Genomic DNA, 17,566 nt, shown 5'->3' with positions numbered 1-17,566 from the left:
ATATAATGATTTTGCTGTCAATTCTTGTTGTTTGCTAGTATATGATGTTAAGATGTAATTAACTGTATGTAAAATCCGAAAGGAAGTGAAACTATGAAGAAAATTAAAAGTTATGTAAAAAACCTCAGCATAAATCAAAAGTTTGTCCTAAGCCTGCTGACCTTTCTGATTATCCCACTGGTAATACTGTTATTTATAGTGAACTATAACATCCGCCTCAGCATGAACACAAACACATGTGAGACGAATCTGGAGATACTAAAGCAGACCAGAAATGGTATTTCCAACTTTATCAATGATATCAAGCTGGTTTCTTTGAATGTGGGAACGGACGATGATGTACAGGATCTGATCCGGATGTATCATCAGCAGGCTCCTGCCTCTGAAAAAGAAAAGCAGCGTGTGGACACTTCTTTTCGGGTGCGGAGCGCCCTTGAGGCGAGGGAAAGCATTAGGAGTATATCCATATTCAACAAAGACGAAATGATATACCAGTATGGCGATTTTGTCATGGAAGAGGACAGGCAGTTTATATCCCGGCTGGATCAGCTGGACGGCATACCCCTCTGGACCAGCGTGCATAATGGGCAGACTACAAGCTATGGCGCTGTCTATAAAAAAATATATCTGCTTCAGGCAATTAAGGATATGCGCACCTTTCAGGTGATCGCATATGAAAGGCTGACGATTGACGAAGCCGGTCTGAGGGAACAATATAAGGGGCTGCTGGAAGGAAATAGCAGGATAGTCATATTGGGGAGCGACGGGAAGATTCTGTCGGCTTCTGAGAAAGATATGACGGGGAGAAACTATACGGCAGCTGGTATCGAAAAACTTCCACAGGAGGAGTATGGATATCAAGTGCGGGGAAACCAGGTTACGACGTGGTACAGCCTGGATAAACCGGGCTGGACGATCATAAAGCTGGATTCCGCCCAGGAGCTGTTCCGCAGCAACATGCTGGGCAATAGCATCATAATTTTATGTATCCTTTTTACGATCATATTCGGAGCCATCTTTATGCTGCTGCAGAGGAAGACCATGATAATCCCTATTGTCAGACTTTCCCAGGAGGCAAGGGATTTTAAGAAAGAAAACTTTAAAATGCCGCTTTTGACCGACAGTAAGGATGAAATCGGCAGACTGAACCAGAATCTGACGCAGATGGTCGAGTATATTCAGGATTTGATTTTAAATCAGTACGAAAACAAAATTAAGCGAAGGGAAATTGAATTGAAATATATGCAGAGCCAGATGAACCCTCATTTTCTCTATAATACCCTGGACAGCATCCGCTGGATGGCAGTGATGGAGGGGGAAACGGAGATAGCGGAACAGGTGGAAGCGCTGTCGGATATCTTCCGTCATGCACTGAGCGGAGGGAAAGAAGTAGTAACAGTAGAGAAAGAGATCGAACATCTGAGAAACTACATACTGATTCAAAAGAACCGTTTTGGAGACAGACTGCAGGTAAATATACGGGTGGAAGACTCCGTCCGGGACTGTGAGGTCATGAAACTGATCCTGCAGCCGCTTGTTGAAAATGCCATTGTACATGGCCTTGAGGATAAAATGGAGGGTGGTACCGTGGAGGTAAGCGTGCAGAAGGAGGATAATACACTGGTTTATCGGGTAGAAGATGACGGTGTAGGCGCAGATGAAGAGAGGATTAACAACTACCTGAAGGAAAAAGAAGAGGAACATAATGTATTTGCGTTAAAAAATATCGATGAGCGGATAAAAATAAAATATGGGGAGGAGTATGGACTTTCCTTTCATTCAACAATAGGCGCCGGTACGAGGGTTGAGGTACGGCTTCCGTTTGCGGCAGAAAAAAACGTAGAATAACAGGTGTTTTTGTAGTTTTGCAGGAGGAAAAGGAGTAGGGAGAGGCACTATAATATTGAGAGGAGGGAGGAAATCACATGGATATAAAATTGCTGATCGTAGACGATGAGGTACAGATCAGGAAAGGAATAGAGAAGGGGATTCCCTGGAAGGAACTCGGGATTTCAAAGGTGCAGTCAGCGCCAAATGGTGTTGCGGCATTGGAGATTATTCGGGCGGAACGGACTGATATTTTGATAACGGATATACGTATGCCAGGAATGGACGGCCTGGAGTTGGCAAGAAAAGCGAAAACGGTACAGGAGAATATGCACATTATTATACTAAGTGGATTTTCCGAATTTGATTATGCAAAGCAGGCTATTAGTATTGGCGTAAAAGACTATCTTCTTAAACCCATAAAAGTAAGAGAACTGACAGATAATGTCATCAGTATTGTAAAAAAAATGCAGGAGGAAGTAAAAGTAAAAAGTCTTTCGGACAGAATACAGACAGAGGAGAGAATCGCTCAGTACCTGCTGATGAAAAAAAGTGACGAGGCGGAATTTATGAGTTTGATTCAGTCATTGAGTGGTCTTGCCAATGAAGATAAGGTTATGTGCGTTCTTTTGGAATCTGACACTAAAGATATGAAAGAGGATCGTGATTTACGGGAAAGAATCCTCGAATCGTTTGAAAAAGAGGCCGCGGCGCATAAGAGTGATTTTGTGATCCGGCTCCCAAGGCATATATTATATGCTGCCCGAATGGATTTATGCCGATCCAGAGCACAGGTTATCCGGCAGATTGAGGAGATCGTGCATGGGGTGAATAAGATTTCGAAGGAGAAAAAACTGCCGACTGTATCGGCGGCAGTTTCAGAAAATAGTCTTCTCAGTGAGATGCCCGATGCTGTAGATGTCTGTATCCATCTGTTAAATAAAAGGCTCTATATGGGGACTGGTGTGGTTGTACCGGAAGGGGAAGAGACGGTCGAAGAGAATATTTCCTTTTATATAGATAATGAAGAGCAGATTCGGAAGTATATTTTAAAATTTCAATATGAGGAAATACAATCATGCATCGGAAAGCATTTTCAGAAAATGAAGGAGATGAGGGTATCTTCCTATGATTTAGTAAAAGGTGTCTGCCTGACGCTGAAGCAGCTTTTGTTCCATGGTATTCGAGAGACGGGGCTGGATGCAGAGCAGGTTCTGGAAAAGAATAAAAATTTTATGTTGGAGGTTCCGGATCTTTTAACTATTGAAGAATATGAAAACTGGATCTGCAATCTCTATTATCTGATTTTAAAAGGTGTGGCGGAGCATACAAAACGAAATGTAAGCAATACCATAGTGGCTGCTGCGGCATACATAAGCACTCATTATCACGAGGAGCTAACAGTGGAGGAGCTCTCCGCCTATGTGAATAAATCTAAAAATTATTTTAGCTATTTGTTTAAAAAAGAGATGAAAATATCATTTACCGAATACCTGAACAGATACCGTATTGATCAGGCGTGTATTCTTTTAGATACAACATTGGATCTGGCGGGAGAAATCGGCCAGAGAGTCGGATTTAAAGATGAAAAATATTTTTCAACCGTTTTCAAAAAGATGATGGGATGTACCCCGTCCCAGTACAGAAAGAACCGTGGGACGGAAAAAGAATCGTAGAAATTTGGGAGAAATCGTAGTTCTGTTACCTTTAAGGAAAGTAACTTCAGGAGTATCATAAAACTATCTTAAGTGACAACGAAACAAAAGGAGGAAATGATATGAAAAAGAGAGTAATAGCAGTATTACTTACAGGTTTGACAGCCATATCCATGATCCTTGGGGGATGCGGCGGAGGAAACGGCAGTTCGGGCAAGGAGGGGGGAGAGAAGAAGGCAGAAGGCAAGACAAGCATAAAGTTCTATGGCAAGGTTATTGAATATACGTCCGGTCCGAAGATGATGGATGTCCTCCAGGAACAGCTGAAGGATAAGTATAGCATTGATGCAATACAGGTTGACTGGTCCAATCTGGAAAAGGTGATCCGTACGGGACTGGCTTCCGGAGATCCATGCGATGTTTATAATTTTGGAACTTATGATGTGGCGGGTTTTGCGGATGCTGCCGTGGATTTGACACCCTATCTGGATGCTGATCCGGAATGGAAAGATGCGATTGGGGAAGAAGCGCTGAAGCCTGTAACAATAGACGGGAAAATTATTGCAATCCCATGGGAATCGAATTTTTCGGTGATATTGGGAAATAAGGCGCTTCTTGAGCAGGCCGGGGTTGAGGTTCCTGAGAAGTGGAACTATGATGAATTTAAAGTGGCATGTAAAAAAATTCAGGATAGCGGGGCGGCGCCATTTGGCAATTCAGCGGATCTGTCTCATTCTGAATGGCTGTTTCGGGCAGCAATGCTTACGCAGGTGATCGATAATGGGACATACGATGACTATCTTTCAAAAACATTGTCCTTTAACGGGACCGAGGGCAAGACTGCTTTGGAAGCATTGAAGTCTCTGTACGATGAGGGGTATATGTATCCGGGCGAAGGTGCTGTTACGGTAAAAAGCGATGAGTTAAAAGCCGCGTTTGCGCAGGGGAAGCTTGCCATGATGACTGATATCGGGGCAGGCGCCAAGGTGACCGCTGAAGAGATGAAAGAATCCGGGATAGAGACCGTTGTGATTCCATGGCCCAGCGCAGGGAAAACAGCGGCTATGAACGGAGGCGGGAATTGTCTGTTCATCCCGAAGGCGTGTAAAAATATCGATGCTGCTGTCGAGGTCGTCAAAACATTTACTAATCCGGAAATACAGGGGATTCATGCAAAAGAAGGCTATATTCCGATTAATAAAAACGTAAAAATTGAGGATCCTTTTACAAAAGAATTGGTAAAACAGTCCCAAATATGCGTTCCCGATGTTGTCTGGCCGGCAGAAATGAACGACTACAGAATTAATAGCTTAATTCCTGATTTGATCCTGAACGGCGGCGTAGATACAGTAATCAGTAACCTGGAACAGCAGCGCGAAAGTGCATTGGCAAACGAGTAATATTATGATGTGGAAGCAGGCGGTGAATTTCTGCTGCCTGCTGTTTTTATACCCAAAGGGCACCCCGTAATCCATGCCCTGCGGGCAGATCTGCAGCAAGCTGCGAAACAATGTATACCCTAGTGGAAGGTGATAGAAATGGGAAAAATGAAAAGATTTAATACAAAAAGAATGACTGGATATGTGTTTCTGGCACCTGCAGTCGTATTTATCCTTTATGCTACGGTCATCCCGTTTGTCTGGAATTTCATCCTATCTTTCCTTACATGGGATGGGTTCAGTGATATGGAATTCCATGGAATACAGAATTATCTGACCGTGTTCCAGGATTCTGCGATTATTAAAAGTATAGGAAATTCTGTCTATTACGCACTGGCATCTACTATAGGAGGGCTGGCAATCGGCATATTGCTTGCAACTCTGGTATTCCAGCTTGCCGGAAAAGAAGGTTCTTTCTTCCGTCTGGTTTTATTCAGCCCAGCTATGCTGCCAATAGCCGTTGTAGGCCTGATGTTTACCTTTTTCTATAATCCGGAAATGGGGCTTTTGAACAATTTTCTGAAGCTTGTTGGACTGGGAAGCATGCAGCATGTATGGCTGCAGAATCGATCCACGGCTATGGTATGTATTATATTTGTTGCGGTCTGGAAATGTGCGGGCCAGGTCATGCTACTGTGTTTTGCTTCTATGCAGACGATACCCGGGTCTCTGTATGAATCCTCCAAACTGGACGGAGCCGGTTACTGGAAGCAGATCAGATACATAACCCTGCCGCTGATAAAGCCAATGATTCTGCTGGCTTCTATTAATACTTTAGGAACGCAGTATAAATCCTATGATCTGATCTATACCATGACGCAGGGAGGGCCCGGGGATCTCACCACAACAATTCCAATCCGTATGACAAAGATGGCGTTTTCTTATGGCAAGTTTGGAGAATCAGCGGCAGCAGGAGTTGTATTTACTGTAGTAGTTGTAGTAAGTATTTTATTTGTGAAACATTTACTGAGGGGGGAAGAATATGAGTTCTAAAGTCATGGCAGGTTTTCAGGTTAGGAGGTCAGGACATGGGAGAGTGCTGAAACCAGGAGAGCATGTTTCAAAGTGGGCGGTGCGCCTGATCCTGATTGTGTTTGTCCTTGCAACTATTTATCCTATGCTTTTTGTGCTTCTGACCTCCGGGAAAACAACCAATGATTTTTACAATAACATATGGGGGCTTCCCCAATCAATTGAATGGTCAAATTACAGTTATGCATGGACAACAGCGGGAATTGGCAGGTATTTTGTTTCCAGCATCATCGTTGTAATTTCGGTGGTTGTGGTAACGCTGGTCTTGTCAGCGCTGGCAGGATATGCGCTCGCCAAGCTGGATATACCAAAGGCCGATACCGTCATGATTGTCATTTTTATGCTTACGATGCTGCCCTCCGAATCTGTATTGATGCCAATGTATCTCATGACCAGTAAAATGGGGATATTAGGGACACATTTATCACTGATCCTTCCTTATATAGGATGGGGAATGGCATTTGCAGTTTATATTTACAGAAACTTTTTTAAGACAGTGCTACGGAAATCATGGAGGCAGCCAGAATTGACGGATGCACGGAGACGTCTACCTTCGTAAAGGTTGTGATGCCTATGATGCTTCCGGCTACGGCGACGAATGCAATTTTTTGTTTTTTAAGCTGGTGGGGAGAAATGTTGTGGGCATCCGTGGATTTGTCCACATCAGGCATAAAAACCCTGCCCCTTGGGATTACGGCCTTCGTGCAGAGTGCTGGAACAGACTGGGGACCGCTTTGCGCAGCGAGCTGTATTATTCTGCTCCCGGTTATCATATTCTTTCTATTTACACAAAAGTATTTTATTGCCGGACTTACCGGCGGGGCTGTCAAAGGATAAGCGTTGGAGAACATGAAAATGTAAGGTATGTGGTAACAGTTCAGGCTTATTTGAATGGTAACAATCTGTTTTATAAACAACGTATTTTGCGATTCATTCAAAAGGAGGCACAGAATGGAAAAAGAATTATACAAAAGCAGATTTATGATGAACCAAATCGGTTTTTTGCCATCTGCATCTAAAAAGTTTACTTATTGTGGGAAAAGTAACTTATTTTGGGTTAACCGGCTGCAGGATCTGGTTCTCACACCGGTTATGGAAGGCAGGATACATGCATGTGATGATACATATGGTATTGGAGACTTCAGTGAACTTACGGAGGAAGGAATTTACAGAATCAGTACGGAAGAAGGAAACAGCAGATGCTTTATCATTGGCAGAAATCCCTATGGAGCCGCAGCGCGGCTGCTTGCCGGTTATTTTACTTGGCAGCGCTGCGGAGATGATCTAGGATGGAACGGATGCTGCCACAGCGGTGATGAGATTACGCTTGGCAGCGGAGAAAGACGCAGTTTGGCAGGAGGGCATCACCAGTCCAGTGATCTGAGAAAATGGACCTTCGGAACTTCCATTGGGATTGCGGGACTCGCAGAATATGCTCTGACAGAACATCCCCTCTGGGATAAAGGCAGTCTGGCGGAGGAACTGTGGCACAGTGTGAAGTATTACCTCTCTCTCATAACGGAAGGAGGATGGCTGCTTGACTGTACTTGGGTTCCGGAGGGGTACAGCAGGGAAACAGCCGGTATCGGGTACGGTGATTATACATTTAGCTGGAAACGGCGGAAGTATTTTGAAAGCCCGGATAACGAGCATGCACACTGGCAGGTTATAAAAGTGCTCGCTCTGGCAGCAAAGTATTTTGCGGGAACAGATCATGATAAGTCACAGAGATGCCTGGAGGGTGCGGAAAAGATATGGAACTATATGGAAGGAGAAGGCCGGCAGATGCATGATTATGACCTGCCTCTTTATCCTCCTTTGGGGCATGACGGTATGAAGAAAATGTACCAGGGATTTTATGAAGGTTCCGCCCTGAGGCTTGCATCCAGGGTGGAAGCAGCCTGCAGGCTGTATGCGGTGACAAAAGATAAGGTATATAGAAAAGCTGCATTTGAAGCACTGGATGCCCTTTGTCTGCTCCAGGCGGGGGGAGGCGTAAAGAACAATCCTGCCGCTGCATGTTTCTGGGAGAGCCCTAACTCGGACCGGCTGGCAAACAATTACTACTATTTTTTTAATATCAATGTTCCCATGGCATTCGCAGATGCGCTGGAGACCTGGCCGGAAGCAGGCTCTGCGCCATGCTGGAGGAAATGCATGTCCAGGATCGCCGAACAGCACGTGCTTATGAGCGGACGCAATCCCTTCGGACGGGTTCCCGCAACCTGGCATACGATGGGATATGATATGTTTGAGGAATCAGCCATATTCAGCTTTAGTACTGAAACAAACCCTGTAAAGCAGGAGGTTATAGCGGGGAAAGCCGCGCATAAGAACAGAACCTATGAAATTGTCTGCGAATACTATAGTTTCTGTTATAATCTTGATTTACTTGCATCTGGGGTATTTCTCTGCAAGGCCGCAAGGCTGACGGGCTGCAGCCAGTACAGGGGGGCTGCCCAGAGGCAGCTGGACTGGCTGCTGGGGGCAAACCAGTTTGATGCAAGCAGTGTGGAGGGAGTGGGCTACAATCAGCCGCACCGGGGATTTTTCGGAGAATTCTTTCCACCGGTTCCACAGATTCCCGGTGCCGTATTTACGGGAATAACGGAAGAAAGCTTTCGGGAGAAATCCTTCGGGTATGACTGCGAATATGATATGCCTATGGTTGGATGGATGCTTTATCTGATTGCACAGCTTCAAACAGAATAAGGCAGCAGGCATTAAACCCTTCAATGTACAGCGTTATGGAATTAGCAATAACAGATGCATGACGGAAATAAAAAACACAGTGTGAAAGTTTTATTAACTTACCCACTGTGTTTTTTATCAATAGCTTAATGCCTGATTGAGAACATAACAAACTTTACGTTAGAATTTAATGCTTGTGGCTTATAATGGAGACTCTCTCAATAGTAGCGAATAATTTTATGATTCAGATTTTTTTCTCTTCCATGCTCCGGCCGCCCCGGCTCCGGATAAGAGCACTGCCGCAAAGAGCAGTCCCGCACTTGCAGTATCTCCGGTTTTGGGGCTTTTTGCTGTTTTCTTAACTTCTTCTTTCTCTTTGGTCGTGGAAACAGGTTTATTTTCCGGCGTAGTCTCTGGTTTACTTTCCGGTGTCGGATCATTCGGTTTGGAATCCGCTGCCATGATTGTGAACGTTGTTTTCACAACGCCGTCTGTGTAAACAGCCTCCATAGTATGTGCCCCTGCCCCTAAGCTTGTCAGAAATTCCGGAAACAGGATGAATTTGGCTGCTCCGGTTTCATCTACGCTGTACTGTGTGTAGAGCAGATTCTTCCCATCTACCCGTAAGGCAGTATATGCAAGCGGGTCACCGCTCAATTCAAATCTAAGGCCTTCTTTGGAACCCATATGCCATACCGAATTTGCACCATATGTAAAATCATAAGCTGGCTCAAGTGAAAAGTGTATCTGTGTCTTTACCTCTTCGCTGGCAGTCCCTTTTTGCAGGATCAGGGTTACCTTTTTTGTCTCCTCAAAGTCTGTGAGTACCGTCTCAGCCTGAGAAGGACTGACCTTCCAGCTCAGTGACACTCCTGTATGGTTAATCTGCTCCTGAAGAAATGTTAGGACATCAAGATCCAAAGCATCTGTTTTATAGAAATTATGTGAGCCGATATATCTCTCCAAAATCTGTTTTGCTTTCTGGATGTCTTCTACATTTGAATTCTCAGTTGGATTGTTAACCTTAGGAATGATCGTTCCATCGGCTTTTGGATCAAGCTCCCACTTGAATTCTTCGTTTAAATTCTGATTTAATATAATCACAGTTCCTGTAATGCTTCCTTCAGAGGATGCAGTTGATTTATTAACGGCAAAGACATTGCCATTTTCCCACTCTGCTGTATATCCACCAGGGATTGCTCTGCAAAATACAGCCATAAAATCATATAGCGTTGTAGCATTTGTAAACGTGGCCTTCTTAAGTTCAGAAATAATGTTTGATTTCAAGTTATTATAATTCGTATAAGTATGGCTGACCATACGTTTGCCGGTAGGGTCGTCAATATTTTCCCAATTATCTAAGGAAAGGCTGACATAGAAATCTCCAACCACGGCCTCTTCGGGAGCGGGATTCCAGCTCAGCTTAACATAAACCCCGGACTGTCCTGCATAACGGATTGCATCGTTCATTTTAGTTCTAATGGTATCCGCATTATTTATATCAGCAAAATCCTGCCACTGCATACTCTCTAAAACGCTGGATACAGCTCGCTCCGCCTTGGTTATCTTTTCTTCCTGCTCTTGTCTTTGACTTTCTAAGGATGGTAATGGAAACCTTCCTGATCCCTGGCAGCTGACTGATCCGTTTGATACAGTTACTCTAATAGTAATAGATCCATCTTGGTCTTCAGTGGCATCGCTCTTTTCGATAAATTCAATCGTTACGGTAATAAGCGGATTATTTATCTTCCTGTCAACAGCCTCTTTTATTTCCGCTTCTGTCACATTATTATCAAGTTTATAGTCTTGTACTATATTGGCTGCCTCATCAAAATAATCATCCAATGTCGGTTCTGTCTTTGCCTGGATTTTATTTGCAGAGTCTGTTTTCGGCGGTTCAGTTGTCTGAATTGTTGTCTGTGATTTTTTCGCTAAAGCAACCGCCAAAGAGTTATTCTTCCCAGTTGTATCCGCTGATTTGCTTATTTCGTTTGGTATATCCTCTGGCGTTTCTGCTGCTGAATCCTTGGTCTTTGAATCTGCATCATCTGACACTGCGGCATTATCTGCCTTTGAATCTGCATCATCAGGCACAGCGGAATTTTCCTCCTTTAAATCTTTATCATCCGCTACCGTGGATTCATCTGTATGAACTTCAATATCTGCCGGTACTACATTATCCTCGCCTAAAGCAATCGTTTCAGTGTTTACTTGTGTTGTGGTAATTTCCTCCGGTGTTTCTGCTTCAGGATTCTCCCCTCCTGTGATACTGTCGGGTGCTGGCTCTGGTGCCTCTGTAACAGCAGTTGGTTCTGCATCACAGGCATTTGCATTCAAGCTGAATGCACCTGTACAGAGGGTGGTTGCCATAATCACGGCCAGCGCCATGCCTGTAAATCTTTTTCCATTTTTCATTCCCCTTTGTCTCCTTTCGTCTTTTCGGCAGTCCTGTGTGATTTTCTTATTTCAATCCATTGTATTTGCAGTTCTGCCGAGGTTTTTTATTCTTGATAAGACTATCATACAATAATTCAAACAAACGGGATTGATTATAAAATTTTGTTGTTTTTTATTGTTATTCTCTAAATTTTTTATTGCTGGTCTGATAAATATTTATAGAAGAACTTTTCATCTTTGCAGAAAACAACAGTTGCTCAAAACAGGGCGGCAGAGAGCAAAAGATGTTTCGAAAAGAAATATATTAAAGGTTGCTCTTTGAAACATATCGCGTTATACTAAAGAAAAAGGAAAGGCGTGGCTCGAGATGAAAACAAAGTTTCATGAATATCTAGTCTTATTCCGGAAGATGAGAGGATATACGCAGGTGCAGATGGCGGAGAAACTAGAGATTTCCCGTTCCACATACACCAATTATGAAATCGGGAATCGTTCTCCGGATTTGGAGACTTTGGAGAGAATCAGCGAAGTATTGGAATGCTCCCTGGACGAATTGTTCGGAAGAGCACCGGCACGCACAGCGGATACGGTCAGGGAAGCGCCGGGGCCTTATAGAGCGGCCTCAAAAAAAGCGCAGAAGGTGAAGGAAAGAAAACTGGCAATTGGACTGCAGGATTTCCGCAGATTACGTGAAAAGAATGGCTACTATGTAGACAAGACACAGTTGATAGAGAAGTTTTTGGAATCCGAATATCAGATTACGCTGCTAACCCGCCCAAGACGTTTTGGAAAGACGCTGAATATGTCTATGCTGTCAGAGTTTCTGGATTGCACAAAGCGCTCGGAAGATCTGTTTGCAGGCATGAAAGTCAGTGAGAGTTTTGTAATGGGAGAGATGAACAGGCACCCTGTCATTTTTGTTTCATTTCTCAACGTAAAAGGAGATACGGCAGACGGAATGCTGTACCAGTTAAAGTGTGTGCTCCGGGAAGAATACCAAAGACAACTTGCAGTACTCGATGCCGGAACACTTCCGGACGAACAGAGAAAAGAGCTGGATTATATTTACCAGGGATTGTGGCAGTCTCCGGATGCCAAAGAGGCGGACAACTGCATCAGCAGATCTGTGATCGTACTGTGCCAGGCATTGGAGCGGTATTACGGTAAGAAGGTATATCTCCTGATTGATGAGTATGATACGCCATTTATTGCTGCCAATGCCGGAGGATATTATGATGAGGTGAGAGGAATCCTGGCAGGCATGCTGAGCGCCTCTTTAAAAGGGAATCCGGCGCTGGAAAAGGCGATGCTTACGGGGATTCAGCGGGTGGCAAAGGAGAATATCTTCTCGGGACTGAATAACCTGGCAGTTTGTACTGTCTGTGACGAGGAATACTCGGACTGCTTTGGTTTCACAGGGGAGGAGACAGGAGAATTGCTGCAGTATTACGGCTTGGAACTGTCGGAAGATATCAGGTTAATGTATGATGGCTACAGGTTCGGATCAACAGAAGTTTACAATCCATGGTCTGTCACATTTTATGCAGTACGAAAAAAGCTGGAACCATATTGGGTGAATACAAGTGAAAATAGTATGATCAAGAACGCACTTGACCAGAGAGGGGAGAAGTTCGCCTCTGCCTACAAGAAACTGATCGAAGATGGCTCGGTCAGTGTCAGGGCAGAGCTGGCAACATCTTATTATGAGGAGCCGGATGATGCTTCCCTATGGGGCATGCTGATCAATGCAGGGATGGTAACGGTTGAGGAAGAATTAGAGGAAGGCTTTTGCCGGCTGAGGATACCAAACTATGAGGTGCGCAGGGCGTTCCAGGAATTGACTGCCTTCTATCTGAACTTAGAAGAAGGGCATATCGCAAGTATGCTGAGGTATCTGAGGCTGGGGGATATGGAAGAGTTTGCCGAGGAGTACCAGTGGATACTTTTGGATCTCCCGTCCTGCCATGACCTGAAAAGCGAGAACAGCTATCATATGATGATGCTTGGCATGTGTGCGTTCCTGTACAGATATTATGATGTGCGAAGCAATCGGGAAAGCGGGTCGGGCAGAAGCGATATACTGCTCTATGCGAAGAAACCAGAACTGCCCCATATGATTCTGGAATTCAAATATACGAAGGAAGAATCACAGAATTTGAAGGAACTTGCGCAGCGTGCGGTCGAACAGATCAAAACAAAGAAATACGATGCAGGTATGACCGGGACGGTATACTACATCGGGCTCGCACATTTTGGGAAGAATGTAGAAATGGAGTGGGAGGAAGAGGTGATTGAATAAGGGAATCCCTCTATAGTATTTGAGTCAGAAAGGCGGTATATTCCGATGGTATGGCCGGTTAGCCAGGATTATGACGAAGGCTGCCATGTACAAAGGGATATCTTTGTACATGGCAGATATCCTCCAGTGACATGAGGTCAATCTACGCATTTATAGTAAGATGTAATCGTACTCACAGAACTACTGAGGATGGATTGAAACAATCTATCCAATTGATAAACCGGCAAGTCCGTTAGGGGATTTGCCGGTACCTTTTATTTGAAGCTAATTTCCATCTCATCACCGTCATATGAAGCTGTTCTTTTGACACTGCCTAAAATTAGTATAAATGTTCTTTTATTCTCCATACCGGGAAATTCACCGGATCTGTTATGGAGTGTTAAAAGTTGTTGTTTTTCATCCCATTCGATTGGAATCAGACTGAAAAGACCTTTTTCGAAATTATAAGAATCACCTTCATCTTCATATAAAACAAAGGAAGCATTTTTTCCCGGATAGATATGAATTACCATTGGATGTTCCGGTTTCTGGCATGCGTACTGCAGGCCTTCTACAGTAGGAACAATAGATCCCTCCCTAACAAATACAGGGATTCTGTCAATGGGGGCAGGGGAAGTTATCCAGTTTCCGCCCTCATAACATACTCCAGTCCAATAATCATACCAGTCATATCCTTTAGGCAGATAACATTTCCGTATTTGTGGTTTCTCAATTTTATTATTTCCACTATCATAATACATTGGCTCTGTTACTGGACAGATTAGAAAACTTTTTCCAAACATAAATTGATCGTGGATGGTTTTAACAGCAGGATCGTCTATAAAATCAAACAGCAGACTTCTCATGATTGTTTCCCCATGCCTGCAAACAGCATAAGCCATAGAATAAATATATGGCATCAGTTTATATCGAAGACAGATAAACTTGTCGATAGCATCATAAAAGATACTTCCCTTTTCTCCAAAATTCCATATTTCTCTGGGAGTATCTGTTCCATGGGAACGGAAGATCGGGAGAAATGTCCCCATCTCCAGCCAGCGGGTATATAACTCACATAAAGTTAGTTCGAACCAGGGAGTATAATGGAATAACGGAATTAATATATGACTGCAGATAAACTATTGTCTGGTACTGAAGCTGAGTTGGAAATCCATGCCGAGCTGCCCCATAGTAAAAAGTACAGGAAAGAAATGTTCAGGCTCCTGGGATGCAGAAACGGTGACATCCCAGGAGCCTGAACTTTTAAAACAACAGCCCAGTTAAAGAATCCAGAGAGAGAGGATTCTGGCGGGATTCTATATAATATTCGGTCAGAAGCGGGTTATCCGTAATAATTCCGTTCACCCGGTATCTCAGATTTTTGTCTATAGTATCATCTGAATTCGCAGTCCATCCATACACTTTTTTATCCTGCATTCTGATGGCATTCGTAATATCTATGGACAGTGAGGTCGTTTCCAGACTATATCCGTCAATATAGTCAATATCAAAGTCCCTCGAATAGAGCAGGGGTGTAATATATACGGTTTCTATTCTGGGCTCCAGTTCTTTTATTTTTTCCAGTACCTGAAGGTTCATGGAGGCGATCGTACACTGGTGAAGCATATCATATCTCTTGATCAGTTCCAGCGTCTGTTTCTCCAGGCTGCCTTCCTGTTCATGGCCTGTCAGCTTCAGTTCAATCATCAGATTAATCTTATTTTTTGCATGTTTCAGCATATCCTCCAAAGTGGGGACCGGTTCACCTGAAAATGAAGGGGAAAAGGAAGAACCCGCGTCATAATTTTTCATTTCAGAAAATGTGGCGTCCCAAACATTCTTATCGTTGCCCGTTGTCCGCTTGAAATTATTGTCGTGCATGATGACCAGTGTGCCGTCTTTCAGCTGCTGCACGTCTATTTCCGCGGCATCCGCTTTGTCTTCTATAGCCTGGTTCAAAGCTGCGATTGTGTTCTCAGGCGCAAAGACGGCGCCTGCGCGGTGGGCGATGATCTGGGTGTCAGAACGGCCCGGATAAATATAATTGCCGCCCAGCTCTGTTTCACTGTACATCACCAACAGTAACAATGTACCGACAATGATGACTCCGCGCTTGATAAAGTAGATAGGGTTTCTCTTTCTTTTTACACGGACAGGCCGGGATTCACCTCTGTAATCGTGGAACAAAACCGTAATCGAGGAGAAAAGCCAGATCGTGCCAATGGCGCCTGATGCGATAACAGCAGGTGTCTCCCAGTTTTTGTACAGGAAGCGGAATACGGCTTCTGCTTCCGACACAGGATAAAATAGTTTGCAATATGCAGCCAGGATAAACGTGAGTAATGCGGCAATCACAAAGATTCCTGCGAAAAAAATCACAAAAGATATGATGATTTTGCAGATTGTTCCAGCCTTTCGTTGATTTATGAGTGAAACAGCCTCTTTCCAGGAAATCCTGACATTCTTTTTAAACAACAGAATAGATGGCAGGGTGAAAAGATAAAGAAAAAATATGAAGTTTAAAATGATTATGGCAATTACGGACAGGATCAGGAAAAGTTTGTTTTGTGTAATAAAATCCGTGATAAATTCCGGTATCTTAACCCAGCCCAGGACATGCTGGGAAAAAGGAGACACTGCGATCAGGACGGTCAGCATGAAGCCCCAGAAAAACAGAAGCGTTTTCACATGCAGCAGTTCCCAGCAGCTTTGAGCAGAATATTTTATCAGATGACGCAGAGGCAGCTGTTCACGGCTCCACCCTTTTTCACAGTAAATATACAGGGCGGAAAGCTCAAAAAATGTGACTATGGTTATAAAGAACAGAAGAGCGAGCAGCAGAATAACAGAGAGGGGACTTGTTATCAGCTGTCTGGCATTTTCAAAACTCAAATAGGATATTCCGGCGGCTTTTAATGCGTAATTAAGGATATTCTGGTTTAGAGCGTAAACCAGGGAATAACAGACCACCTTATAGAGCAACTCAAATAGCAGTAAAGTTGTCCAGTTGCTCAGAGCAATTCCAAAAGAATGTTTAATCATTTGTTTCATATTACATACCTCTCTGTTTATTCGGGCCGTTGTATGCGTAAGTATCTATACGATCTATATTATCATTCCCTTACTTATTTATCTTTAACTTCTCTGAAAATATTTCCAAAAAAATTTCTAAAGAAAAATCTTATTAAATTTTCATACCCCAGTTGACATTTAAGGCAGAGTGCCAGAGTTGCTATGCCCTTTAAGGGACATAACTATCTAACATAGGAGGCGTGTTTTTGAATTCGGTTTTGAATTCTGCTGACAATAGACTGGTGCTTAAGTGATTATTATGCTAAGATATTTTAAAAGCATGAATATATTTCTAAAACTTCTAAACGGGCAAACCCGGATCTGCTATCATTTCTAATGACAGATATCAATGCAAGAAATCTCAATGCTTTGGATTCCAATTTAAACAGCAGAGAGGTTTCAGTGATATCTATTTTGGATAGCAGGAGCCTCCTGCATCATTACGAAGGAGGCAGATATATGCAGAAAGGCGTACAAAACAAAGAAACAGCACAACGGCAGGAACATGGGGCGGTAAATGAAAACGCCATCGGGATGTATGCAAAACGTACCTACAAATCCAGACTATTTGAAATGATATTCAGTGAGAAGAGAGCGTTACTTGACTTGTATAACGCAATGAATGGCACGGAGTATAATGATCCGGAACTACTGGAAATTAATACTCTGGAAAATGCAATTTACATGTCAATGAAGAATGACCTGTCGTTTATAATTGACTCCCGTCTGACATTATATGAGCATCAGTCTACATTCAGTCCGAACTTACCGCTGAGATGCCTGATGTATGTGTCAGATTTATATTCGGTCATGACAAAAGATGAAAACTTATATGGAACAAAGACCATACAGATCCCAACTCCAAGGTTTGTGATCTTTTATAACGGGACTGAAAAAATGGAGGATATTAAGGTATTAAGGCTGTCTGATGCCTTTTTGGTACCTGTTCTGTCGGAATTTCTAAGTAAGAACAGAGCGGAGGTGAAAAGCGTGAGTATCTATGAATATGATGAGGAAAAACATATGCGGCAGGTGAAAGAAGAAGGGTTCCATGAGGGGCATCAGAAAGGGATAGAGGAAGGACACAGGAATTGATAAAGCTATAATGTACCCATAGATGTGGACACATTAAGAAGAAGGGTTCCCTAAAAATGGACACTAAAAAGAAGGCATAA

12 protein-coding genes and 1 pseudogene are annotated in these 17,566 nt (G+C 43.4%); 9 read left to right on the top strand and 4 right to left on the bottom strand.

Features of this window, described 5'->3' with window-relative positions:
* Window positions 1-93 precede the first annotated feature (93 nt).
* The 7 genes from ARB69_RS13040 (at window position 94) to ARB69_RS13010 (ending at window position 8,665) form a co-directional block, all read left to right on the top strand.
* On the top strand, window positions 94-1,848 hold the full coding sequence (locus ARB69_RS13040) for a sensor histidine kinase (RefSeq protein WP_055153524.1): 1,755 nt from the start codon (window positions 94-96) through the stop codon (window positions 1,846-1,848).
* A gap of 77 nt (window positions 1,849-1,925) precedes the next feature.
* Complete coding sequence (locus ARB69_RS13035) at window positions 1,926-3,503, top strand: response regulator transcription factor (protein WP_055153522.1); 1,578 nt, start codon at window positions 1,926-1,928, stop codon at window positions 3,501-3,503.
* A 101-nt stretch (window positions 3,504-3,604) separates the two neighbouring features.
* A complete protein-coding gene (locus ARB69_RS13030; RefSeq protein ID WP_055153520.1) occupies window positions 3,605-4,882 on the top strand; it encodes an ABC transporter substrate-binding protein in 1,278 nt (425 codons plus the stop codon).
* A gap of 138 nt (window positions 4,883-5,020) precedes the next feature.
* A complete protein-coding gene (locus tag ARB69_RS13025; protein ID WP_055153518.1) occupies window positions 5,021-5,914 on the top strand; it encodes a carbohydrate ABC transporter permease in 894 nt (297 codons plus the stop codon).
* Complete coding sequence (locus ARB69_RS26080) at window positions 5,904-6,512, top strand: carbohydrate ABC transporter permease (protein ID WP_055153516.1); 609 nt, start codon at window positions 5,904-5,906, stop codon at window positions 6,510-6,512. Before ARB69_RS13025 ends, ARB69_RS26080 begins: the two co-directional genes overlap by 11 nt.
* Window positions 6,464-6,790, top strand: coding sequence for a carbohydrate ABC transporter permease (locus tag ARB69_RS26075; protein ID WP_083487091.1), 327 nt, complete (start codon window positions 6,464-6,466; stop codon window positions 6,788-6,790). Before ARB69_RS26080 ends, ARB69_RS26075 begins: the two co-directional genes overlap by 49 nt.
* A gap of 114 nt (window positions 6,791-6,904) precedes the next feature.
* Entirely contained in the window at window positions 6,905-8,665 is a 1,761-nt protein-coding gene (locus ARB69_RS13010) for a glycoside hydrolase family 9 protein (RefSeq protein ID WP_055153512.1), read from the top strand.
* Between the two features lie 216 nt (window positions 8,666-8,881).
* Here the strand turns inward: ARB69_RS13010 and ARB69_RS13005 are convergent, their stop codons facing one another.
* Entirely contained in the window at window positions 8,882-11,059 is a 2,178-nt protein-coding gene (locus tag ARB69_RS13005; RefSeq protein ID WP_055153510.1) for an LPXTG cell wall anchor domain-containing protein, read from the bottom strand.
* Between the two features lie 349 nt (window positions 11,060-11,408).
* On the opposite strand from ARB69_RS13005, the gene ARB69_RS13000 reads away from it, so the two are divergent.
* On the top strand, window positions 11,409-13,340 hold the full coding sequence (locus ARB69_RS13000) for an AAA family ATPase (RefSeq protein ID WP_055153508.1): 1,932 nt from the start codon (window positions 11,409-11,411) through the stop codon (window positions 13,338-13,340).
* A gap of 254 nt (window positions 13,341-13,594) precedes the next feature.
* On the opposite strand, the gene ARB69_RS12995 is transcribed toward ARB69_RS13000, so the two are convergent.
* The 3 genes and pseudogenes from ARB69_RS12995 to ARB69_RS12990 form a co-directional block, all read right to left on the bottom strand.
* Window positions 13,595-14,185 (bottom strand): DUF5110 domain-containing protein, encoded by a 591-nt coding sequence (locus tag ARB69_RS12995; protein ID WP_330377664.1) that lies wholly within the window; start codon window positions 14,183-14,185, stop codon window positions 13,595-13,597.
* A gap of 45 nt (window positions 14,186-14,230) precedes the next feature.
* Window positions 14,231-14,437: pseudogene (locus ARB69_RS28285) on the bottom strand (TIM-barrel domain-containing protein); the annotation flags it as partial.
* Window positions 14,438-14,582: 145 nt separating this feature from the next.
* Window positions 14,583-16,370 carry a glycerophosphodiester phosphodiesterase family protein gene (locus ARB69_RS12990; protein ID WP_055153504.1) on the bottom strand — a complete coding sequence of 596 codons (1,788 nt, stop codon included), beginning with the start codon at window positions 16,368-16,370 and terminating at the stop codon, window positions 14,583-14,585.
* A gap of 480 nt (window positions 16,371-16,850) precedes the next feature.
* Here ARB69_RS12990 and ARB69_RS12985 point away from each other — a divergent pair, with 480 nt between their 5' ends.
* Window positions 16,851-17,486, top strand: coding sequence for a hypothetical protein (locus ARB69_RS12985; RefSeq protein WP_055153502.1), 636 nt, complete (start codon window positions 16,851-16,853; stop codon window positions 17,484-17,486).
* Window positions 17,487-17,566: the final 80 nt, after the last annotated feature.

The sequence above is a fragment of the Faecalicatena contorta genome (genome assembly GCF_001404335.1).
Taxonomy (GTDB): domain Bacteria; phylum Bacillota; class Clostridia; order Lachnospirales; family Lachnospiraceae; genus Faecalicatena; species Faecalicatena contortus_B.
Note: the sequence above shows the minus strand (reverse complement) of the source record. Positions and strands in the feature narration are given on the sequence as shown.